At 62.9% G+C, this 23,175-nt stretch carries 15 protein-coding genes and 1 pseudogene; 5 read left to right on the top strand and 11 right to left on the bottom strand.

Translation table 11 applies throughout. The features are described from left to right. Nucleotides 1-98: 98 nt before the first annotated feature. The gene (gene phnF / locus MNR02_RS17265) at nt 99-848 is read left to right on the top strand and encodes a phosphonate metabolism transcriptional regulator PhnF (RefSeq protein WP_241949250.1); all 750 of its coding nucleotides are present in this window, start codon (nt 99-101) and stop codon (nt 846-848) included. Nucleotides 849-891: 43 nt separating this feature from the next. On the opposite strand, the gene MNR02_RS17270 is transcribed toward phnF, so the two are convergent. The 3 genes and pseudogenes from MNR02_RS17270 to MNR02_RS17280 all read right to left on the bottom strand — a co-directional run bounded on the left by MNR02_RS17270 (nt 892) and on the right by MNR02_RS17280 (nt 3,643). After that, complete coding sequence (locus MNR02_RS17270; protein WP_241949251.1) at nt 892-1,281, bottom strand: hypothetical protein; 390 nt, start codon at nt 1,279-1,281, stop codon at nt 892-894. A 64-nt stretch (nt 1,282-1,345) separates the two neighbouring features. After that, nucleotides 1,346-2,764: pseudogene (locus MNR02_RS17275) on the bottom strand (NAD(P)-dependent oxidoreductase); the annotation flags it as partial. A gap of 84 nt (nt 2,765-2,848) precedes the next feature. Next, nucleotides 2,849-3,643: a helix-turn-helix transcriptional regulator gene (locus MNR02_RS17280; protein WP_241949252.1), complete on the bottom strand. Its 795-nt coding sequence runs from the start codon at nt 3,641-3,643 to the stop codon at nt 2,849-2,851. A 143-nt stretch (nt 3,644-3,786) separates the two neighbouring features. Here MNR02_RS17280 and MNR02_RS17285 point away from each other — a divergent pair, with 143 nt between their 5' ends. Together MNR02_RS17285 and MNR02_RS17290 are read left to right on the top strand one after the other, a co-directional pair. Beyond that, nucleotides 3,787-5,370, top strand: coding sequence for an ABC transporter substrate-binding protein (locus tag MNR02_RS17285; RefSeq protein WP_241949253.1), 1,584 nt, complete (start codon nt 3,787-3,789; stop codon nt 5,368-5,370). Between the two features lie 77 nt (nt 5,371-5,447). Beyond that, complete coding sequence (locus tag MNR02_RS17290; RefSeq protein ID WP_241949254.1) at nt 5,448-7,445, top strand: CocE/NonD family hydrolase; 1,998 nt, start codon at nt 5,448-5,450, stop codon at nt 7,443-7,445. 103 nt (nt 7,446-7,548) lie between these two features. Here the strand turns inward: MNR02_RS17290 and MNR02_RS17295 are convergent, their stop codons facing one another. Genes MNR02_RS17295 through MNR02_RS17305 form a run of 3 tightly spaced genes read right to left on the bottom strand, consistent with a single transcriptional unit; the run spans nt 7,549 to nt 13,020 of the window. Continuing rightward, nucleotides 7,549-10,824 carry an error-prone DNA polymerase gene (locus MNR02_RS17295; protein ID WP_241949255.1) on the bottom strand — a complete coding sequence of 1,092 codons (3,276 nt, stop codon included), beginning with the start codon at nt 10,822-10,824 and terminating at the stop codon, nt 7,549-7,551. Further along, entirely contained in the window at nt 10,821-12,344 is a 1,524-nt protein-coding gene (locus MNR02_RS17300; RefSeq protein WP_241949256.1) for a DNA polymerase Y family protein, read from the bottom strand. Before MNR02_RS17300 ends, MNR02_RS17295 begins: the two co-directional genes overlap by 4 nt. Beyond that, the gene (locus tag MNR02_RS17305) at nt 12,259-13,020 is read right to left on the bottom strand and encodes an ImuA family protein (RefSeq protein ID WP_241949257.1); all 762 of its coding nucleotides are present in this window, start codon (nt 13,018-13,020) and stop codon (nt 12,259-12,261) included. The genes MNR02_RS17300 and MNR02_RS17305 overlap by 86 nt, the downstream gene beginning before the upstream one ends. A 171-nt stretch (nt 13,021-13,191) precedes the next feature. Here MNR02_RS17305 and MNR02_RS17310 point away from each other — a divergent pair, with 171 nt between their 5' ends. Next, nucleotides 13,192-13,497 carry a hypothetical protein gene (locus MNR02_RS17310; protein ID WP_241603580.1) on the top strand — a complete coding sequence of 102 codons (306 nt, stop codon included), beginning with the start codon at nt 13,192-13,194 and terminating at the stop codon, nt 13,495-13,497. A gap of 71 nt (nt 13,498-13,568) precedes the next feature. Here MNR02_RS17310 and MNR02_RS17315 read toward each other — a convergent pair whose 3' ends face one another. The 3 genes from MNR02_RS17315 to MNR02_RS17325 all read right to left on the bottom strand — a co-directional run bounded on the left by MNR02_RS17315 (nt 13,569) and on the right by MNR02_RS17325 (nt 15,547). Beyond that, nucleotides 13,569-13,880 (bottom strand): hypothetical protein, encoded by a 312-nt coding sequence (locus tag MNR02_RS17315; RefSeq protein WP_241949258.1) that lies wholly within the window; start codon nt 13,878-13,880, stop codon nt 13,569-13,571. A gap of 76 nt (nt 13,881-13,956) precedes the next feature. Continuing rightward, nucleotides 13,957-14,976 carry a GlxA family transcriptional regulator gene (locus MNR02_RS17320; protein ID WP_241949259.1) on the bottom strand — a complete coding sequence of 340 codons (1,020 nt, stop codon included), beginning with the start codon at nt 14,974-14,976 and terminating at the stop codon, nt 13,957-13,959. Between the two features lie 130 nt (nt 14,977-15,106). After that, nucleotides 15,107-15,547: an Lrp/AsnC family transcriptional regulator gene (locus MNR02_RS17325; RefSeq protein WP_306038683.1), complete on the bottom strand. Its 441-nt coding sequence runs from the start codon at nt 15,545-15,547 to the stop codon at nt 15,107-15,109. A gap of 247 nt (nt 15,548-15,794) precedes the next feature. Between MNR02_RS17325 and putA the strand changes: the two genes are divergently transcribed. After that, the gene (putA, locus tag MNR02_RS17330) at nt 15,795-19,499 is read left to right on the top strand and encodes a trifunctional transcriptional regulator/proline dehydrogenase/L-glutamate gamma-semialdehyde dehydrogenase (protein WP_241949260.1); all 3,705 of its coding nucleotides are present in this window, start codon (nt 15,795-15,797) and stop codon (nt 19,497-19,499) included. Between the two features lie 48 nt (nt 19,500-19,547). Here the strand turns inward: putA and MNR02_RS17335 are convergent, their stop codons facing one another. Both MNR02_RS17335 and MNR02_RS17340 read right to left on the bottom strand, forming a co-directional pair. Further along, complete coding sequence (locus tag MNR02_RS17335; RefSeq protein ID WP_241949261.1) at nt 19,548-21,059, bottom strand: hypothetical protein; 1,512 nt, start codon at nt 21,057-21,059, stop codon at nt 19,548-19,550. After that, nucleotides 21,046-23,118: a GumC family protein gene (locus MNR02_RS17340; RefSeq protein ID WP_241949262.1), complete on the bottom strand. Its 2,073-nt coding sequence runs from the start codon at nt 23,116-23,118 to the stop codon at nt 21,046-21,048. The genes MNR02_RS17335 and MNR02_RS17340 overlap by 14 nt, the downstream gene beginning before the upstream one ends. Nucleotides 23,119-23,175: the final 57 nt, after the last annotated feature.

Genomic DNA, 23,175 nt, shown 5'->3' on the forward strand with positions numbered 1-23,175 from the left:
CTCCCAAATGTCTATTATTCTAGACAACCGTACATCTAATTCTTGTCTTAAACGGCGGGAATGACAAGGGTGTGACAAATATTTCATACGGGGGCGAAATGGTGGAACGACAAACTGGCGTTGCGCTCTGGCGGCAGATCGCAGACCGGATGCGCCTTGCAATCAACAATGGCGATTTCGACGAGACCGGCATGATGCCGCCGGAAACGGTTCTTGCCGCCCGGTTTGGCGTCAACCGCCACACGGTGCGCAGCGCCATGGCAACGCTTGCCGATGAGGGTATCGTGCGCGCCATGCAGGGCGTCGGCACCCGTATCGAACGACGTGACAGGTTGAGCTTTCCGATCTCTCGGAGAACACGGTTTTCACAAGGCCTCGGAAATCAGGCGCATGATATCGAAGGTCGGATGCTGGAGGCAGACACAGACGTTGCGCCCGCTGTCGTCGCGCAGGCATTGGGATTGGGGGCAGGAACGCCGTGTGTGCGAATTGAAACCGTCAACAGTGCCGACAAGCGCCCCATATCGCGTGCAACGCATTATTTCCCTGCGGAACGGTTTGCCGAGATGGCCGAAGCTTACGAGAGGACGCGATCGATTACCGCAGCGTTTCGCGAACTCGACGTTTCCGACTATGTGCGCCGGTCGACGGAGATCTCCGCGATCCACGCCGAAGGAGACGACATGCGCCACCTGAAACTCTCGCCTGGAGCGATCATCCTTGTGGCAACGGCCATCAACACCGATCTCACGGGTATCCCGATTCAATATTCGCGCACACGGTTTGCCGCGGACCGCGTCAAGCTGACGGTGGAGCCAGAAAATGACGGTATCGGTGACCCAGGCTAATCCGCATAGGTCACCGACCGTCACGTTTTAATTAATTACAGGATCAATTCGCGGTGCCATCGGGAGTCACGCGCTGGCTCTCGCCGCCCGTGCCCGACTGCGGCGTGGGATCGCGATCCGTCGGAACGGTCTGGCTGTTATCGGGAACGCTGTCGTCGATCGCTCCATCCGGTGTGGCGTTGCCGGTACCGGTCGAAGTGCCGGTGGTCGATGTGGCCTGACCGCTATCAGCCGGGTCGGAGGGGGCTATACGGTTGCCCCAGAGCTCGACCACGCCCCAGACAAGAAATGCGAGGACGAGGCTGACGCCGAGCACCTTCAGAATGGGAACGCCGGGGCCACCCTGCCTCGTCTCGCGAGCCGCATATTCCTTTCGGACGGGCTCGTGGGTACGGGTGATCGGATCGCCGCGTTCGTCTTTCTGATGGGCCATGGTCAGCACTCCCTGCATTTGATGTCAGGGAGGGAACTTCTCATCCGCATGAAAGTTCCGAGCGTCAGGCTTCGGCGGGTCCATCCAGCCCGAGCGCGTCGATCAATCGGCGCTGCCTGAGAAGGAGCGTGGTGAGAGCGACCACGTCACCACGGGTCGGCTGATGCGTCATGCTTTCCTGCACCGCCTCGACGATGGCCTCCAGCGTATCGGTGATCTCGCGCGAGACATCGTGCAACTCAACGAAACGCGGGTCTGACGCAGCCGCCGCAAGTGTGGCGACCGAGACGCGCCCGATGCCATGCGGCACCTTTGCCCCTGCATCGGTGTAACCTTCCGGCAGGTCTCCCTTGAGGTTGCTGACGCGTCGCTTGACGATGACGTCCATGATCTGGTCGACGGCCTGGCAGGCACCCGCCACTCGGGAGGGATGATCAGTGTCGGCGGCCGCATGCGGCAGAAGCTCAAGCTTGCCCGGATGCCGCTCCGCGACCTTGAGATAGGGCAGCATGGGCCCGCTCAGGACGCCGCTTGCCGCATTCTTGAAAAGGTCTGCGTCGATTGCGGCATGGCGCACTTGGCCGGAGGCCAATGCCTTGTCCAGCGCGGCGGTCTCCACAACCTCGCCGCGATCGTAATTGACCAGCACGGCGCCGCTGTTCATCGCGGAAAGCACGGCCTCGCCGACAAGCCCGGCATTGGCATAGCGGCGGGTCTCGGTATCCAGCCGTCCGAGGCCGACATGGACGGAGATAACATCCGCACCGTTCGCGGCCTCTACAGGCGTTTGTGCGAAGTTGAAGCCTTCGGCTTCAATCCATTGCCGGTGGCTCTCGCGGGCGTAGATCGACACCCGCATGCCGAAAGCTCGGGCCAGTTTCGCCACCTCACGACCGATATTGCCGTAACCGAACACCGCCACCTTGCGGCCCTCCAGTTTGGCGGTCGGATAGGATTTCAGATCTCGCCCCGTGTCAAAATCGCCGGTCGCCACGCGCTGGTGCAGGACATCGACCGGGAGATCCGGCAGCACTTTCAGGATCGCCTTCATCACCATCTGTGCGGTCGCGCGGCTGTTGATTCCGGGCGTGTTCATAAGCGGCGCCGTGCCGCCCTCGCCGTTGCCGCCACCCCAGGATACCGAGCCCATATTGCCCGTGCCGGCCCCGATGCGCACGCCGCCGAGTGGGAAGATGGCCTGTTTCGGAATAAAAGTCGCCGCGGCGATCAGCGCGTCGTAACGGCCATCCGCAGTCTGCGCGATGATCTCAACTTCAGCACTGAGATCGGGCTGGTAGAAGAAATGAATGCCCGGCGGCAGATCCTCGCGCTTGTAAGCGCCCTCGTGAAAATGACCACCGCGGGACTCGATATACGTGCGCACCTCGGCGGCATCAGGCCGCCCCTCAGCATCGAAACGCAGGCCGACGAGATCCGCGATCAGGACCTTGTAAGCGCGATCGAGACCATCTGTCGTTGCCGGTTTCCGCTCCTGCATGTTACCCCCTCGCTATCCTCACCTGTTTCGTAGGCGAGATTGTTGGATGGGGCAAGCCGAGGCGTTTTGTCAGGCTCCACCAAGCGGCGCGGACAGGACCGGACTGTCCCCGCCCTCCAGGAACTCCCGTACCGTTGGCGGAAGCAGTCTGGAATTCTGTGGCAGCACCCCGCAGCGCGACAGAAGGAGCCGCCGGTCAGTGTCCGTGCCGAGATGGCGCCAGATCGCCCGCGACGCATAGGGCAGGTTTTGCTTTCGCCAGGATATGCCAAGTGTCATACCCTTGAGATAGATGCGCTGATGGGTTTCGAAAGGCGCCAGGATCGTCTCGGCGATCATCGACTCCGCGCCCGTGCTACGCTCGACGATAAAGATCCTGTTTTGCAGGAATGAAGCCAGCCCGACATATTTCGAGAATTGCCGGATTTCGTGGGGACGGTCCTGGATACGCTCGATGGTTTTCACACGGACAACTCCGTCTTTTTCGTCGATCCGGGTGCACGAACAGACGATCATGCCAGGCCATGACAGGGAGACGTGGTAGGTCTGGTAATAGCCGAGATGCCGCCGGAGCGCTGGAAGATTGCCCGGAAAGCACACCTGAAGCGCATCCGCCTCGAAGGCGCCGCCTGATGAACTCAGCAGGCGCTGTTCGAATTTCAGCGGATCAAGTGAAAAATCGCCCGGTCGAACGCCAAAAAAGGCCGCGATACGCGCCAGATTGTGCGGCGACGGCATTGCCTCGCCGTTCACATAACGATTGAACTGCTGGCGGTTGACGCCCAGCTGACGACAGATTTCCGACACCGACTTACGCGTGCTGCAAGCGTGCCGGAGATTGATGGCAAATGATGTGCCCTGCATGTTTACCCCTTCGTCACATCAGCGTAAACCAGCGTAATTTCGCGTCAAGTCGTGAAATATCAACGCGCGTGGATCTTCGCTACGACTGATCCGGACGATCCCGGCCGCATTTCGGGGTCACTACAACAACGGGAACCGCCCACATGACGCCTATCTGGAAGTCCGAACTCCACGCAAATACCGGCCTCAACCGTCGCGAATTCCTCGGCGGCACTGCAGCCCTTGGTGTTCTCGCCGCCACCGCCACAAGCCTCGCACCCGGCCGCGCGCAGGCGCAGGAGCCGAAGCGTGGCGGACATCTGAAGCTTGGCCTGAATGGCGGCGCTGCGACCGATATGCTCGATCCCGCCGGATACAGTGCCGGCGTCGCCTTCGTCACCGGCCGCTGCTGGGGCGATACGCTGGTGGAATCCCATCCCGAAACGGGGGCGGCGGTGCCCTCGCTTGCCGAATCCTGGGAGCCGTCGGCCGATGCGTCGGTATGGACGTTCAAGATCCGCAACGGCGTGCAGTTTCATGACGGCAGCGAGATGACCGTTGCTGACGTGCTGGCCACGCTCAAGCGACACGGCGATGCGGGCTCCAAGTCCGGCGCGCTCGGACTTCTCGGCTCGATCAAGTCCATCGAGGAGAAGGCCGGCGACCTTGTGATCACGCTCACCGAAGGCAACGCCGATCTCCCGTTGATTCTCTCCGACTATCACCTGATCGTCCAGCCGGGCGGCGGCGTGGAGAACCCGCATGCCGCGATCGGCACGGGCCCGTACAAGCTCACCTCCTTTGAAGCGGGCGTGCGTGCGACCTTCGAGAAGAACGCAAACGACTGGCGCAGCGACCGCGGCTTCGTCGACAGTGTCGAGATCATCGTGATGAACGACACGACGGCGCGTATCGCGGCATTGTCGTCCGGGCAGGTGCATTTCATCAGCATGGTCGAGCCGAAGACCGCCGCGCTCCTGAAGCGCGCACCGACGGTGGAAATCCTCCAGACCGGTGGCAAGGGCTTCTACAGCTTCCTGATGCATTGCGACACTGCGCCGTTCGATAACAACGACCTGCGTCTCGCGCTCAAATATGCCATCGACCGCCAGGAAATTCTCGATCGCGTGCTGGGCGGTTACGGAAAGCTCGGCAACGACTATCCTGTCAACGCTGCCTATGCGCTGGCGCCCGACGATATCGAGCAGCGCATGTTCGACCCTGACAAGGCCGCATTCCATTTCAAGAAATCCGGCCATTCCGGGGCGGTCGTCCTGCGCTCGGCGGATGCCGCATTCCCGGGTGCCGTCGATGCCGCCGTGCTCTTCCAGGAAAGTGCCAAGAAGGCCGGGATCACGATCGACGTCAAGCGCGAGCCGGATGACGGCTATTGGTCGAATGTCTGGAACGTCCAGCCGTTCTGCGCCTCCTACTGGGGTGGCCGGCCGACGCAGGATTCGCGTTACGCGACCTCCTATGTCTCCACCGCGGAATGGAACGATACACGTTTCAAGCGCCCGGACTTCGACAAGATCATCCTCCAGGCACGCGCCGAACTGGACGAAACCAAGCGTCGCGAACTCTACCGGACAGCCGCGCTGATGGTGCGCGACGAAGGCGGCCTGATCCTGCCTGTCTTCAACGACTACCTCAACGCGTGCTCCAAGCAGGTCAAGGGCTACGTCCACGACATCGGCAACGACGTGTCCAACGGCTACGTCGCCAGCCGTGTCTGGTTCGATAGCTGAGCCAGCGTCCTATCGTCCTGACGGGGTGGTCCCACCCCGTCAGGCCAACCGCCTCCCCTTCTGAACGGATACAGCCCATGTCCCGCGCCTTCACCGTCATCGAAAACGAATGGATCACGCTTGCCGACGGCACGCGGCTCGCCGCCCGCATCTGGATGCCGGATGGGGCAATCGATGATCCCGTGCCCGCCGTTTTCGAGTTCCTGCCCTATCGCAAGGGCGATGGCACGAGCCCGCGCGACGAATCCACCTATCCGGTCTTCGCCGCTGCCGGCATTGCCGGCGTGCGCGTCGACATCCGTGGCTCGGGTGAATCCGACGGGGTCATTGACGGCGAATACACGCCGCTCGAACTGGCCAATGCCTGCGAGCTCATCGCATGGATTGCCGCACAGCCCTGGTCGAACGGCTCTGTCGGCATGATGGGCATTTCCTGGGGCGGGTTCAACTGCCTTCAGGTCGCCGCCCTCAAGCCGCCGGCGCTGAAAGCCGTCATTTCCATCGCCTCCACTGTCGACCGCTACAACGACGACATCCATTACAAGAACGGCACGCACCTTTCCGCCCAGCTTTCCTGGGCCGCGACGATGCTGGCCTACCAGTCGCGCTCGCCGGACCCGGCGATCGTGGGGGACCGCTGGCGCGACATGTGGCTGGAACGCCTCCAGAAGGAAGACTTCTTTATGGAGGAGTGGCTGCAGCACCAGCGCCGCGACGCCTTTTGGCAGCACGGCTCCATATGCGAGGATTTCGACGGCTTCCCGCTGCCGGCGCTTGTCATTGCCGGCTGGGCGGACGGCTATCGCAACACGCCTCTGAAGGCGGTCGAAGGCCTCGGTGACAAGGCCAAGGCGCTGATCGGCCCGTGGGTGCACAAATATCCGCACTTCGCCTGGCCGAAGCCGCGCATGGATTTTCATGCGGAAGCCATCGCCTGGTGGAATCGCTGGCTGCGCGGCGAGGAAAACGGCATCGAGAAGACGCCGCAGGTCCGCGCCTATATTCAGGATGCGCCCAAGCCCTCATTGCGCCGGGAATTCGATCCCGGCTTCTGGGCCGCGAAGGAGAGCTGGGAAACGCCTGATATGGCAACTTTCTACGTCGAGCAGTACGGCACGCTTGCGCCCGGCATGCCGATAACAGGTGCGTCGGGTCATGACCGCTATCTGAAATCCCCGCTCGACACCGGCCTCATGGCCGGCGAGTGGTTCACGCTGAAGCCGGACGCCGAAATGGCGCTCGACCAGCGGCTTGACGATGCCGGATCGCTCGTCATCGAAACGGCTCCTCTTGCGGAAGCGCAGGATTTCCTCGGCCAGCCGGTTCTCGAACTCGACGTCGCGACCGAGGCGGACATCGGCAATCTTTGCGCCCGCCTCGTCGACATCCATCCTGACGGTACGGCGACGCGCGTCACCTTCGGCGTGCTCAACCTTGCTCATCGCGACGGCAATGCCGAGCCCAAGGCGATGCCGAAGGGTGAGAAAACCCGCATCCGCCTCGTGCTGGATGCTATGGGTTACCGGTTCCGCCCCGGTCACCGCATCCGTCTGTCGCTCTCGACCGCCTACTGGCCCATGGTGCTGCCGCCGCCGGTGGATGCCGGCGTAACTATCGATCTCGCCTCGCTCGGCCTTGCCCTGCCCAAGCTCGGCGAACACCGCGTGATCAATCTGCCTGAACCTGAAAATACCGATCCCTTGCCGAAATACACCGAGCTTGCACCCGGCGAGACCGCGCGCGGCGTGGAACGGGACCTGACGAACGGCCTCACGGAGTACACTATCTACGAGGATACCGGCCTTCACGAGCATCCGGGTACGGGACTGGCGACGCGGCAGGTGCGCGACGAACTTTGGTCCATCGCGGAAAATGATCCGCTGTCGATGACCGGCACCTCGGTCTGGACCTGTGACATGCAGCGCCCCGGCTGGTTCGTGCGCACGATCTCGACCTCGTCCATCGCCTGCACAGCCACGGACTGGCTGATCTCCGCGAATGTGCGCGCCTTCGAGGGCGAGACGCAGATCTTCGAAAAGACCTTCGAAAAGAAAATCCCGCGCGATTTCATGTGATTTGAAGCCTTTCCGGTGACCCCGTGTCACCGGAAAGGCTCTATATTTTTGTTTTCAGGCGATTGTCAGATACCGAAGCGATCCCGCTTCGGCTGAAATTGGTCTAGTGAAAATCGCGCGATTTGACTCGGATCTCGTCGATATGGCCGTAACCGTCGACAAGATTGCGCGGTTTGACGATTTTTGGCATGCCGCGCCGGTCGGGTGAAGGACTGCCGTGGTGAAACTCGTCGCCACGGCCATGCGGCAGCGGGAATGGCCCTTCGCGCCGGCCGACGCTGGCGAGCATGCCGGATAGATCTGTGAGATGCTGCGCCACGACATGCACCACCTCCCCTTCGCGCTGGACATAGCCCTTCACGCCGAGCATCGATGCGCCCATCACCACCTTGCGATAGGCGGCAAACACTTTCTTCCAGACGACGAGATTGGCAATGCCCGTCTCGTCCTCGATCGTCACGAAAATCACCCCCTTCGCCGAGCCCGGCCGTTGGCGAACGAGAATGACACCTGCCGTCTCGATCGGTTGCCGGTCACGCAGATTGGTCGCGACATGACAGGAAACGATCTTCTGGCGCGCCAGATCCTCCCGCAGGAAGCTGACGGGATGCGCGCGCAGCGTCAGCCCGACATGGCCATAATCCTCGACGACCTCGTTACCTGCGGTCATCGGGCGAAGGGCAACCTCGGGCTCGTCCAGTTCCGCAATGACCTCTTCCTCCCGTCGCGCCGCCGCGGCAAAGAGTGGCAAGGGTTCGTCACGCAACGCGCGGATCGCCCAGAGCGCCTCGCGCCGCGCAAGACCGAGCGAAGGCCGGAAGGCATCCGCATCCGCCATTTCGACAAGGGCGGCCACCGGCAGGCCGGAGCGGCGCCACAGGTCATCCACCGATACGAAGGGCTCATCGGCCCGCGCCTGGACGAGCCTGCTCGCATCCCTGTCGCTCATGCCCTTGATCATCCGCAGCCCGAGCCGCACGGCAAAACGATCCGGATCATCCGTGGGCTCCAGCGTGCAATCCCACCGGCTTTCATTGACGCAGACCGGCAGCACCTTGACCCCATGTTTCTGGGCATCGCGCACGATCTGCGCGGGGGCATAAAAGCCCATCGGCTGCGAATTGAGCAGTGCCGCGCAGAAGACATCCGGGTGGTGGCATTTCATCCAGGCCGAGGCATAGGCGATGATCGCGAAACTGTAGGCGTGACTTTCGGGAAAACCATAGGAGCCGAAGCCCTCAAGCTGGCGGCACATGCGTTCGGCGAAAGCGGGGTCATAACCACGATCGATCATGCCCTCGCGCAATTCTGTGCGAAACTTGTCGATTCCGCCGGTCTGCTTGAAGGTTGCCATGGCTCTGCGGAGCTGATCCGCCCGTCCTGGGGTAAAGCCAGCGCATTCGATGGCCACCTGCATGGCCTGCTCCTGAAACAGAGGAACGCCAAGGGTTTTCTTTAGAACCTTCTCGAATTCCGTTTTGGGATACTCAACCTTCTCCAAACCTTGCCGACGCCTGAGATACGGATGCACCATATCGCCCTGGATCGGACCGGGGCGCACAATCGCAACCTGAATGACCAGATCGTAAAGTTCTCGGGGCTTGAGCCGTGGCAACATGGACATCTGCGCCCGGCTTTCGATCTGGAAGGTGCCGAGCGTATCCGCCTTTGAGATCATCTCGAAGGTCGCCTCGTCCTTGTCGAGAATCGAAAGCGTACAGATCTTCCCCTTGTGCTCCTTTAGTAGATCGAAGGCTTTGCGCATGCAGGTGAGCATGCCGAGCGCCAGCACATCGACCTTCATGAAATTGAGGCTTTCGATATCGTCTTTGTCCCACTCGATCACCTGACGATCGTCCATGGCGGCCGGCTCGATGGGTACGAGATCATCGAGCCTGTCCTGCGTCAGGACGAAACCGCCGGGATGCTGGGAGAGATGACGCGGCGCGCCCGTCAGTTCTCGCGCAAGCTCGACAAGAAGACGCATGCGCCGGTCATCGACATTGAAGCCGATATCCTCTATCTGCGCCTTTGGAATAGCGTTCGACCAGCCCCAGACTTGAGAAGACAGCGCTTTCAGCACATCTTCCGGCATGCCCAGAGCACGCCCGACATCCCGCATGGCACCGCGCGAGCGATAACGGATGACCGTGGCACAGAGAGCGGCATGGTTTCTGCCATAGGTCTCGTAAATCCACTGTATGACCTCTTCTCGCCGCTCATGCTCGAAGTCGACATCGATGTCAGGAGGCTCACCGCGCTGTTCGGATACGAAGCGCTCGAAAAGCAGTCCGTTGTTCGTGGCATCGACCGATGTAATGCCCAACACGAAACACACCGCACTGTTGGCCGCAGATCCCCTGCCCTGGCAGAGAATATCCATCTTGCGGGCCTGACGGACGATGGAATTCACCGTCAGGAAGTAAGGCGCGTAGTTCATGCGCGCGATGAGGGCCAGTTCGTGGTTCAGCTTGGCGCGCACTTCCTCCGGCACACCTTCGGGATAACGCTCATCAGCCCCCTCCCAGGTATATTTCTCCAAAGCCTCCTGCGGCGTGTAATGCGCGTATTCTCTCTCTTCAGGATACTGGTATTGCAGTTCGTCCAGCGAGAAGCGGCAGCGGTTGACGATGTCAAGCGTGCGCTGGAGCGACTCCGGGTAACGAGCGAAAAGCCGGTGCATCTCCTCCGGCGGCTTGAGGTAACGGTCGGCGTGGCGTTCGCGCAGAAAACCCGCATTGTCGATGACCACATTGTTGCGGATGCAGGTGACAACGTCCTGCAACATGCGCCGACCTGGCTCATGGTAGAGCACATCATTGGTCACGACGGTGGGAACGCGATGCTGGGCGGCGAGATTGGAGAGCTGCCAGAGCCGAAGCTGGTCGTTCGGGCGACGGCGCAGCGTGAGCGCCAGATAGCAGCGCCCCCGGAAGGTTTCAGCCAATCGGCGCAGGTGAAAACCGGCCGTTTCATCGGCCTCGTCAGGCACAAGAACAGCGAGTAGCCCCTCGTTCCACTCCACCACATCCGACCAGTCGAGATGGCATTTGCCTTTGCCAGCCTTCTTCTTGCCGGTGGTGAGCAGGCGGCAAAGCCGGCCATAGGCCACGCGATCCGTCGGATAGACGAGCAGCGACATGCCATCGACAAGGTCCAGCCGGCAGCCGACGACAAGACGGACCATGTTCCCATCGGCCGGCAGTTCCTTGACTGCCCGATGCGCCTGGACGATGCCAGCAAGACTGTTGCGGTCCACCACTGCCAGGGCTTCGATACCCAGCGCGCTTGCCTGGGCGAACAGTTCCGCGCAACTGCTCGCTCCGCGTAGGAACGAGAAATGGGACGTGACCTGAAGCTCGGCGTAGCGCGGGTTCATGCGAAAATCCCATGCAGGAACCAGCGCCCGAGGCCGCGCGCGGCCTGAACCTCATCGCCCGAGCGAAACAGCCAGAAGCGCTCCCCCACGGCATCCTCGACCTGGAAATAATCCCGCACGGCCGCGCGTTCGCCGTCACGCTTCCACCACTCGCCAAAGACGCGTTCTGGGCCATCGGCGCGTTTCACCAGCCGCCGCACGCCGCGCCAGGTGAAGGAGGCGGGCGGGTGGTCCGGCAGGAGCGCCATGACTTCTATGGGTTCGGGGCGGGCCAGCAGGCGTGGCGGCCGCGGCCATTGCCCCTGCCATGTCGCACCGGCATCGGGCGCCAGCGGCGCGACACGCTGGAAGGACCGTTCCGGGACATCGCTCTCGACCGGGGCGATGCGGTAAAGGCGGGAGGCGCCGATGCGGTTGGCGATGACATCGACGAGGCCGGCAATATCCGCAGGCGCGGCCTCGATCAGCGAGGTCGCCGCCTGTTGCAGGACAAGCGGTTCGGCCAGTGTCGCGGAAAGCTCCATGACCTCGATGCCGAAGCCGGGCTCGATGGTCTCGATGCGGTCGCAGAGCAGCCGGGCAAGGCGTTTTTCATCACGCACAGGACGGGCCGTGCCGACACGGATCGCCTGTAGCGAATTGTCGACGCGGTGAAAGATGAGGTCGAGCCGGCGGGCGCCGAGGCCACGTTTTTCCAAGGCCTGACAGAGGTCGTGGACCAGCGCCGTCGTATAGCGCGCGATGGTGTCAGGCGCGCCGATCGGCTCGCCGAAGCCTTTGCGGGCGACAATCCGTTCAGGGTCGCGCAATGGGTCGACTGGCTCGCGGACAACGCCTTCTATCTGATCCAGCCGTCGGCCAAGAATAGGACCAAAGCGCAGTACCAGCGGCGCACGCGGCACGGCGAGCAGGTCGCCGATCGTCGAAAAGCCGAGCACATGCAACCCCGCCACGATATCCGGGGGAATGCGCAGCCCACGGATCGGCAGCGGAGAAACGCTTTCAACGGCACTCCCCGCTGGGATGACGCGAACCGGATCGGCAAGGAAGCGTGCCGCGGCAAAAGCCGCGCCCCATGTATCGGCAACCGCGGCGCGGGCTGTAATGCCGGAGGCGCCGAGGCGATTGACAAGGCCGCTCAGCATCAGTGCCTCTCCACCGTGCAGATGGTCGGCGCCGGTCGTGTCGATGACGAGGCCATCCGGCGGATCGGGCGCGACGATGGGGGCATAATGCTGGAGAGCCCAGAGCGAGAGACGCTCGAGCGCTGTAGCATCGGCCGCAGGATCGGCCGGAAGGGTCAGGATGTCAGGCAGGAGCGCATGGGCCTTGGTAAGCGGCATGCCCACGCGCAGGCCGGCCTGTTCCGCCGGCCGGCTGACCGCCGTTACGACACGGCGCGTGCCATCGCGGCCGACAAGCACAAGCCGGCTGTCAGGCGGAGGCGCTTCCGCGCCAAGCGCCCGCCGCAGCCGGTCGATCGGCCAGCCGGGGAGAAAAAGCGATACGACCCTCGGCATCGGATGCCTCCACTTCGAATTCTGCCGCCTCGCCCGCGCGGCATCGGGTAAGCTCCAGCAGCCACCGCGCCCGGCCGACACCGGGCACCGGAAGCGGCACGGATGGCCGCACGGAAACCCGCCAGCGCGTCACCGCGGCCGATGGCAGGGTGAAGGCATCCGCCTCGGCCCGGCTGCGAAAACGGCGCACGGCAAGACCGAGCGTTCCGCCAGCCTCCGCTGCAAGTTGCAGGCGGCGTGAGACAGTCATGGGCAGGCGGGCAACCTCCGCCACGACAGCTCCGAGCCCGCCATGGCGCAGCCCCTCCTCGAAACAGAGGAGCAGGCTCTTCTCGTCGCCGGCCTCTACGTAAATGACCCGTCCAGGGGAAAGGCCTGCCTGTGCAAGCGCCGGCGCGAACAGATCGGGCCGGGTCAGGCACCAGAGCACCTGCCCCCGGGTTCGCGCGGCGATACCGGCGGCAAAGAGCATGGCGGCCGCCCCCTGGACAGCATCGTTCCCACCCCCGCACACTTCGTGGAGGCTCGCAAGCGCAAGCCCGCTGCCGGGCAACCGGTCGTCGATCTCCGGCACACCGAAGGGCAGCACTGCCCGTTCGCGCTCCGCACGGCCGTCGAACTGTCGGATACGGTCACGCAAGCCGGCGACGATAGCGCGGGCAGCGGCGGATGACATCGGCGAAAAACTCCTTGGTCGGGGCATAATGTTCTTTATTTGTTCTCAATTGTCGAAAGAGTCAATTGCTCTTGCAGGTGGGAAAGATCACAGTTTGAATCATCGGCGGGAACCAACTTGCCCGGCGGAAGTTTCCCCTCACGCTATTCCAACAATTCAGGAGACATATCCATGGCTGACGAAAAGAGCACCGGAAAGCGCACGCTCGGCGTCGTTGAAGGTATCGACAGCATTTCAGAGGAAGCCCGCACTGCTGCAGCCGAGGCGGACATCAGCGCACAGATCGAGGCCCTGAAGACGGAAATCAGCCGGATAAAGGAATCGGCAGGCCTGATTGCCGAAGGCACCGGCCAGCTTGCCGTCGCCAAGGCTGAATCCCTGCGCGACGATCTGCGCCAGACGATCCAGGCCAATCCCCTTGCCACGCTCGCCGGCGCGGCCTTCATCGGTTATCTGTTCGGCCTGCGGCACCGCTGAGTTTTCAAAAAAACGCCCATCAAAAAGCCCGGCATTGCCGGGCTTTTCCGTATCAACTTTATCGACCGAATTTAGAACCAGCGCTGGCGCCGAGGCTCGCTTTCATAGGAGCCGAGCAGATAACCAATGAGGACGCCGGCAAGTCCGGCCGTCAGAACCACGGTGGAAAGCGCTGCGGGATGCTCGCGTGCGGCCTGGGCAACAGCGGCGCCTTCGTTGCGCATATAGCGCGTTGCCGAACGCACGGCAGGGCGAGCAGCATCGCCTACACGCTCGCGGACCGCTTCATAAGCCTCAGCGCCACGCTCCCCAAGATCCTTCTGGAGGGCTGCGATTTCGTCACGAAGAGCGGAAATCTGGGATTGAACGTCATTGCTTGCCATTACGGTCTCCTTCTTAGCAATGAGACACGAACGATTGGCGCGTAACTTGGTTCCAGCACTGCGACAGAATTACCCGTCAGCTCGCCTGCCGACGGCCGTCGCGACGGATTTGCGAGGGCGTGTCGCCGAAGGCTGCACGGAAGCGGCGCGTGAAATGCGACAGGCTCTCGAAACCGGTTTCGAGAGCGACTTCGATCAGCGGCTTGTTGCTGCGCATCACCATATTCAGCGCCGCCGCCATACGGATCTTCATGTAGACCGCGCTCGGCGAGGCGCCCATGTCGCTCTCGAAGAGGCGTTCGAGCTGTCGGCGGGAAACATTAGTCATGTTGGCGATGCTGTCGATGGAAAGCAGATCCTCGGTGTGCTGCTCCATCATCATGATGGCGAGATGGACCCGGCGATCGCGGGCCTCCAGGCCGAGCGGGTTGCGCGGCTGGATATCCGTCGCATCACGTCGGTGGCGGATCTGCAGGATCTCCAGCGCATTGCGCTCAGCCGCCTCACCAACGTGGTGGCGCACCAAGGTTGCCGCGAGATCAGCGACGCTGCTGCCGCCGGCACAGGTTGCGACCTTGCCGTCGAAACGGAAAATCTGCTCTGACGTCGCTTCGATATCCGGATAGCGCGCGCGAAAATCGCGGTGGTGCAGCCAGCTCACACAGGCGGTGTGGCCCTTGAGCAGGCCGGCCTCGGCGAGAATGAAACTGCCGGTACAGAGGCCGATCAGCCCGACACCGGCCTTGGCCGCCTTGCGCAGATAGTCCCGGGCATAGCTGTCGATCGGCTCATCGACCGACAGAAGGCCGCCGACGACGGCGATGTAGTCGAAACAGGATGGGTCGGCGAAGGGGGCGGTCGGAGCAACCTGGATGCCGCTCGATGAGGAGATGAAATTGCGAGTGCTGCTGATCACGTCCCAGTCGCAGTTGACGCGGCGCGAGCGGTCCTCGCTGTCGCTGGCAAGCCTGAGCGTATCGACGAACAGGGCGAAGGCGGAGAGGGTGAAACTCTTGGACAGGATAAAGCCGACGCGCAGCGCCTTCGGCGCCGATGCGCCGTGCATCTCCTTCGATGTCCGAACCCCTACGCCCATCCAAATCTCCTACTATAGCGGGTACTATGGCCGCCAATCGGCCCTTATGGCAAGAGGCACATCGCATTCAGTTCCGGCCAACGATTTCCGCCTGCCGAATACGTTGGCAGTGAGGGCTCGCCGGGCGATCTTAACCCCGCTCCTTGACCGTCTCCATCGCCACATTCGTCGAAGTGCTCGCGACATAGGGAAGGTTGGAGATACGCTCACCCAGCACCAGGCGGTATTTCTTGATGTCACGCGTGCGGATTTTCAGAAGATAGTCGAAACGCCCGGCTATCATATGGCATTCCTCGACCTCCCTGATCTTCTTTACCGCCGCATTGAAGCTCATCAGCGCCTCTTCCTGCGTATTCGTCAGCTTGACCTCGGCGAAAGCGATATGATCCAGGTTCATCTTCGCCGGATTGAGGATCGCCTTGAAGCCCTGAATGAAGCCGTCAGCGATCAGCCGCTTGAACCGGTTCTGGCAAGGCGTCTTGGATAGACCGACCTTTTCGGCAAGTTCCGCCACCGGAATACGGCCGTTTTGTGCGAGCTCCTCGAGGATTTTTCGGTCGAAAGAATCCAAAGACCCATCGTCATGGGATAACTCAGGCAAAAAAACCTCCATTATTGGAAAAATAGAACCATTTGGCCTATTATTTCCCAATATGAGGTCAATTCGCTTTTTGGCGCAATGATATTGTTTCGAGGTGTTTCAAAGCAGACGCCCAAGCTCTTGCCGCCATGATGTCCTGGAAAGGACAAACCTGTCATCGGTGTCATCCGCTGGACCGTAACCACCCGTCATTGAACCGTTTCCGACAGGCCCTTCCATGCAGAACTCTCCAGCCACATCCACTTCTGCCTCCGGCGAGATGGTCGCGCCGTTTTCGCACTTCGCACAGCCTATTCGCGAGCAGAGTGAACTGCGCCGGACGATCACCGCAGCCTATCGCCGCCCCGAGACAGAGTGCCTGCCGCCGCTTGTCGCAGCGGCCCGCGTTACCGAGCGCGAGCGCTATGACATCCGCAGCACGGCCCGCACGTTGATCGAGGCGCTACGTGCCAAGCACAAGGGTACGGGCGTCGAGGGACTGGTGCAGGAGTATTCTCTGTCGAGCCAGGAGGGCGTGGCACTGATGTGCCTTGCCGAGGCTTTGCTGCGCATCCCCGATACGGACACGCGTGATGCGCTGATCCGCGACAAGATCGCCGAAGGGGACTGGACCTCTCACATTGGCGGCGGCAAGTCGATGTTCGTCAACGCGGCGACCTGGGGCCTCGTCGTGACCGGCAAGCTTACCTCCACGGTCAACGACCGCGGTCTTTCCGCCGCCCTCACCCGCCTCATCGCGCGCGCCGGTGAGCCAGTCATCCGCCGCGGCGTCGACATGGCGATGCGCATGATGGGCGAGCAGTTCGTCACCGGCGAGACCATAGAGGAAGCGCTGAAGCGCTCCAAACCGCTTGAGGCGCGTGGCTTCCGCTATTCCTACGACATGCTGGGCGAAGCCGCGACGACCGCGGCTGATGCCGAGCGCTATTACCGCGATTACGAGAAGGCCATCCATGCCATCGGCAAGGCTTCGAACGGTCGTGGCATCTATGACGGCCCGGGCATTTCCATCAAGCTCTCGGCGCTGCACCCGCGCTACGTTCGCGCGCAGGCCGAGCGCGTCATGGCCGAGCTGCTGCCGAAGGTGAAGGCGCTGGCCGCCATCGCCAAAAGCTACGATATCGGCCTCAACATCGACGCCGAGGAAGCCGACCGCCTCGAACTGTCGCTCGACCTGCTCGAAAGCCTTTGCTTCGACGAGAACCTCAAGGGCTGGAACGGCCTCGGCTTCGTGGTGCAGGCCTATGGCAAGCGTTGCCCCTTCGTGCTCGATTACATCATCGATCTTGCGCGCCGATCCGGCCGCCGCGTCATGGTGCGCCTCGTCAAGGGCGCCTATTGGGATGCCGAGATCAAGCGCGCACAGCTCGATGGCCTCGAGGGCTTCCCGGTCTATACGCGCAAGATCTATACGGACGTTGCCTATGTCGCCTGCGCCCGCAAATTGCTGGCGGCGCCGGACGCCGTCTTCCCGCAATTTGCCACGCACAACGCGCAGAGCCTCGCCACCATCTACCAGCTCGCAGGCCCGGATTTCGCCGTCGGCAAGTACGAGTTCCAGTGCCTGCACGGCATGGGCGAGCCGCTCTATGACGAGGTCGTCGGCAAAGACAAGCTGGACCGCCCCTGCCGCATCTACGCACCCGTTGGCACGCATGAGACGCTGCTTGCCTATCTCGTGCGCCGCCTGCTCGAAAACGGCGCCAATTCTTCCTTCGTCAATCGCATCTCCGATCCCAAGGTCTCCGTGGAATCGCTGATCGCCGACCCGGTCGATATCGTGGCCGCGATGCCAGTCGTCGGCGCACCGCATGATCAGATCGCGCTGCCCGACGCCCTGTTCGGCAAGACCCGCGCAAATTCGAAAGGGCTCGATCTTTCCAACGAGACCACGCTTGCGGCGCTTGCCGGCGAACTCGCGGGCACTGCTGCGACGTCATGGCATGCCGCACCGCTGCTGGCCCATGGCGCCAGTGACGGTGAGACAAGCGACGTGCTGAACCCGGCGGATCATCGCGACGTCGTCGGCCGCGTCACGGAAATCCGACCCGAGGATGCAGAACGCATCGTTGACGTCGCAGCGGATAATGTCGCCGACTGGTCCGGCGTCTCGCCAACCGAGCGGGCCGCCTGCCTGGACCGCGCGGCCGATATCATGGAGACCCGCATCGAACCGCTGATGGGCATCATCATACGCGAAGCCGGAAAATCGGCTGCGAACGCCATCGGCGAGGTTCGCGAGGCGGTCGATTTCCTGCGCTATTACGCCGAGCAGGCGCGCCGTACGCTCGGCCCCTCGCATCTGCCGCTCGGCCCCGTCGTCTGCATCAGCCCGTGGAACTTCCCGCTCGCCATCTTCACCGGGCAGGTCGCCGCCGCCCTCGTGGCGGGCAACGCGGTTCTCGCCAAGCCGGCCGAGGAAACGCCGATCATCGCGCATGAAAGCGTGAAGATCCTGCACGAGGCGGGTGTCCCCGTCGGCGCGCTGCAATTCGTGCCCGGCGCAGGCCGCGTCGGTGCAGCCCTCGTCGGTGCGGCGAAGACCGCCGGCGTCATGTTCACGGGTTCGACCGAAGTCGCCCGCCTCATCCAGGCGCAGCTTGCCGAACGTCTCTCGGCCGGCGGCAAGCCGATCCCGCTGATCGCCGAAACCGGCGGCCAGAACGGCATGATCGTGGATTCCTCGGCACTTGCCGAACAGGTCGTCGGCGATGTCATCGCATCGGCCTTCGACAGCGCCGGCCAGCGCTGCTCGGCGCTCCGGGTGCTCTGCCTTCAGGACGATGTTGCGGACCGCACGCTGACCATGCTGAAGGGCGCGCTCAACGAACTGACGCTTGGGCGCACCGACTGCCTCAATGTCGATATCGGCCCCGTCATCACGGCCGAGGCCCGCGACGGCATCGTCAAGCACATCGAGCATATGCGCAGCCTCGGCAACAAGGTGGAGCAGCAACCGCTGCCGGCCGGCACGGAAAACGGCACCTTCGTCGCGCCGACCATCATCGAGCTCAAAACGCTCGCCGATCTCAAACGCGAAGTGTTCGGCCCGGTCCTGCATGTCATCCGCTTCCGGCGCGCCGATCTCGACCGGCTGATCGACGATATCAACGCCTCCGGCTACGGCCTGACGTTCGGCCTGCACACGCGCCTCGACGAGACGATCGCGCATGTCACGAGCCGCATCAAGGTCGGCAACGTCTACGTCAACCGCAACATCATCGGCGCGGTGGTCGGCGTGCAGCCCTTCGGCGGGCGTGGACTCTCCGGCACCGGCCCCAAGGCCGGCGGTCCGCTCTATATCGGCCGCCTCGTGCAGAAGGCCCCCGTGCCGCCGCAGCAGGATTCGGTGCATACCGATCCGGCGCTCAGGGATTTCATCACCTGGCTCGACCGCAAGGGCAAGACCGACGAGGGCGAGACGGCCCGCAGCTTCGCCAACCGCTCCGCGCTCGGCCTGGAGCGGGAACTGACCGGACCCGTGGGTGAACGCAACATCTATGCGCTTCATCCGCGCGGCCGCGTGCTGCTCGTTCCGAAGACCGAAACCGGCCTTTTGCGTCAGGTCGCCGCCGCACTGGCGACGGGCAACCAGATCGTCATCGATCATGTCGAGGGCCTGAAAACCGTCATCGCGGACGTGCCGGCTGCCGTTGCCGCCCGCCTGTCGTGGTCGACGGACTGGACGAAGGACGGCCCGTTTGCCGGTGCGCTGGTGGAAGGAGACGCGGCGGACATTCAGCGCGCCAATGCGCGCATTGCCGGCCTGCCCGGCCCGCTCGTCCTCGTACAGGCCGCGACAACCGACGAACTAGTCAACGATCCCGAGGCCTATTGCCTCAACTGGCTATTGGAGGAGGTTTCGACCTCCATCAACACCGCTGCTGCCGGCGGCAATGCCAGCCTTATGGCCATCGGCTGACACCTTGACGGGTACGGTCCGCGAGAGGCGGGCCGTACCCTCTTGCCTTTATGTCGGCTGCTGCGCGCGGATATGCGTGCCGAAGGAAACTCCGACGAGGAGCAGGCAGAAGCCGAGCGCAAGAGGCGCATAAAAAGCCTCTTCCTGCAGCACGGCATTCGCACAGATCGTGACGACGGCCACGAAGGCAAAGAGAAAATCGGACTCGCCTGTCTCCGTCAGCCGGCGCCGGGCGGAGACGATTATCCCCGCTAGAAAGCCGAAGAACGCGAAGCTGCCGATCCCCATCTGAGAGAGCATAACGCCGACGGCGCTTTCCACGGGAATGGCCGAAGTCCCCTCCTCCTGCGCTCGGTCCCAATCCAGATTGACGCTGTCGCTTGATAGATTGCCGCCGATACCCAGTCCCTGTCCAAGCGGGTTGCCAAGGAAATCGCGGATGCCTGCGAAGAACCCGAGCACATGATAATCCCCGTGGCGCGCCCCGTAGATCGTGGCGGCGAGCGTCCAGACCGAGGCAAGCAACAGGACGACCGCGAATGTCAGCCGGGGGCTGGATGCCCGCCAGAGAAGACGGCTTGCCAGTGCCACACACAGAAGGAAGGCCGCGCCCTTGGAGCCGATCAGCAAGAGAAGCGGGAAAGCGGCAAGCGGCAGCATACGATGCCCCCGGAAAAGCAGCCAGGCGGAAGAGAGGCTGAGGGCATAGGCATAGCTGATCGGATGGAAATTCGGCCCGGCATTGCGGAAGATCCGAGGCAACGCATCGGCGAAAAGAGCGGTGTTGAAGAAGGTTGCGGTCATGGTGTCTTCAAGCCCTCGCAGCACGAAACCCGTCTCGCGCATGGTCTTCTCCCAGACGCCCGCCTCGATCTGCGCCTTGAGACCGCGCTGGACATAGAGATCGCCATGAAAGAGCCCGAGGAAATCCATGCGAAAGACTTGCTCGAGATAGCCATACGCAATCGCGACGACGCAAAGGCAGACTATCGGCAATCGCAGGTCAACGCGGTAGAGGGTGGCCGCGACAAGCGCGATGTGGAAACAAGCAACAGGGGTGATCGTGTTGCGAAAATAGACGACTGCATCCTTCGGCTCGCCGCGGACCGCGCCGAGCAGAAGGTAGAACCCGACCACCAGGCAAAGAATAAACGTCATAAACAGCCACGGCCTCAAACCCGCCATCGCACGCACGCGTGACGGGAAGGCCGCCAGTACAAAGAGGCTGAAGGTCGTCATCAGGATGACGAAGTTGGCGCCGCGCAACGCATCGAACGTGCCGTCGTCAGGCACAAACGGGGTGAACCATGCAACGACGAGATTCTGAAACAGGAAGGCACAGAGGATGACGGCCGGCAGCGCCGGCGGCACGGCAATGGCGAGAACCGCGGTTAGGAGGCCCGTGGCCACAACGCCGAAGGGTGTCCACACCGCGAAGGATGCCACAGCGACTACGATCGTCATGGCGGCAAGGAAGAGATGAAACGCGCCATCGGTCGGCTCGCCTACCGGACCGATCACATGAAGAGAGGCCGGAGGCGCCACTTCAACCTTCGGCATCGGATCGCTCTTTGATGGCGGGGTTGTCACACGGCTCATCATCGATGGCGACGATCAGCGTCGCGCTTCGTTGCATGTCACTGTCTCGAAGGGCGCCTCGGAGCTGGTCGCGCATCCGCGCACCGGCATCCGCCGGCGTGAAGGTGAATAGCATCAGATCGACAGAACCGAAATGCGCCGCATCCCACCCGGCGATACCAATCGGCGGAGCCAGCAACAGGATGAAATCGAAGCCGTCGGCAAGATGCGCCTCGAGCGTGAAGGCGCGACCATTCGTGCCCGGGGCAAGCGGCCGCACGATGGTCGGCAGGCCGCTTGCCCCGTTGACGGATACTCCGGCCATGACCGAACCGGAGCGCCCGTGTTTCACAAAATCGACGATGAGAACCTTCTGGCCCGCCTGCTGCAACCCGAGACCGATCATCGCGCCTGTCAGCTGCGCCTCCGATGGACTATCCACAGAGGAGACCAGCAGCATGTAGGGCGCCGGATGCTCTTCGAGGCGAGCAACGATACGCCGGACGAGCTGGAGCGTGCTTCTGGAAAAGACCGCTCCAGAAGGATGGAGAAGGCGCCGCCTCATGGCGCGCATGCGGGCGGGCATGCTCATTCCCGCCACACCCGGCAGTTCGTAGCGCCCGAGATGAACGGGCACGGCCTGACTGCCGGCAAGTGATCCCCGCGGGGTTACGTCCAGCAGTTTGGCTTCGGCACGGCCCGACCGGGGGGATCCGCCTGTCACCGCAAGCCCGCATCCGGCGAGAAAGCCGATGCCGACACTGACCGGCAAAACCAGCGTCGGTGTCGGCCAGGACGGCTGGACGGGCGGCGACGCAACGCCGATCACCCGTGCCTCGGAAAGCTGGAGACCCCGCATCTGCGCGGTTTCCTCGGTGCGTTTCAGCACATCATCGAGAACGGTACGGGCCGCATCGGCCTTCGCCTCCAGCCGCCGCAGTTCCACGCCTGCCGCATCGGCCGCCTGCGACTTTGCACGCATCTCGACGAGCTTGGCTTCGAGAACCTCGACGGCCTCGTCGGCCAAATCCTGTTTCGCCTTCAGCTCTCGCGTGATGCGTCCGGCTTCGGCGGCCATCAGCGCCTTCGTTCGTGACAGTTCCGAACGCAGGCGGCGCACGGTCGGGTGATGCGGCTGGTAGACGGTATCGGCATTGGCCATGGTCGCTGCGCGCTGGTTGTAATCGCCGCGGAGCCCGTCGAGGGCCACCGAGGAGACGATTTCCGAAAGTCGCGCAGCGCCCGGCTGTGCCCGCTCAGCCGCGACCGCCTGTTCATAGCGGCCCCGCGCGGCGTCCGCCTTTACCCGGGCGTCGATCACCTGCGTGGTAAGCTGGTCGATCTGCGATTGCAGCGTGCCACCGGCGGCAGGATCGAGAAGCTCGTGCCGAACCTTGAACTCGGCCACGGCGCGCTCCGCTTCGGCGACGTTGCGCTGGAGGGCGGAAAGCCGTCCCTTCAGCCGTGCATTGACGTCGTCATTGGCGTTCTCACGCTCGCCGGCCAGGCCTGCGGTGTAACGGGCCACGATCGCGTTCGCGATCATCGCAGCCTTCTGCGCAGAGCGGGACTTGAAGCCCACCTTGATCACGTAGGTCAAGCCCGCACGTTCAACCGATACACGCTTCTCGAAACGGCGGAAGATTGCATCCCGTTCCCGTCCCCCTGCCCCCGTCAGGAAAGAAAGGATGCAGGGGTCGGCGAATTCGGCATCCTGCGCAATGCGCTGGCTTTCGAACACACGCATCAGCAGATCTCGCGACTCGATGACGAAGACTTGGCTTGCGACGGCAGCGCTGTCCGCTCCGATACCGGGCAGCACGGTCTCAAACTGTGTGGAGCGCGCATCACGCGGATCGACGAGCAGGGACGCAGTGGCCGTATAGGTCGGCGTTGTCACGGCGAGATAAAGCAGCGCAAGCGAGAGAGCGGCGACAACGCAGGCCGACACCCGCCAGCGCCCGCGCCAAAGGCGCGCCCAGAGATCCCCGACGTCGAACAATGGGGGGAGAAAACTCCCGGTCGATGCAAGCGCAGTCATCTCTGCCATCCGCGTGAACTCAAGAGGGCAAAGCCGCCCCGCACATCACCACCTCAG

Source organism: Shinella sp. H4-D48, assembly GCF_022637395.1.
GTDB lineage: Bacteria > Pseudomonadota > Alphaproteobacteria > Rhizobiales > Rhizobiaceae > Shinella > Shinella sedimenti.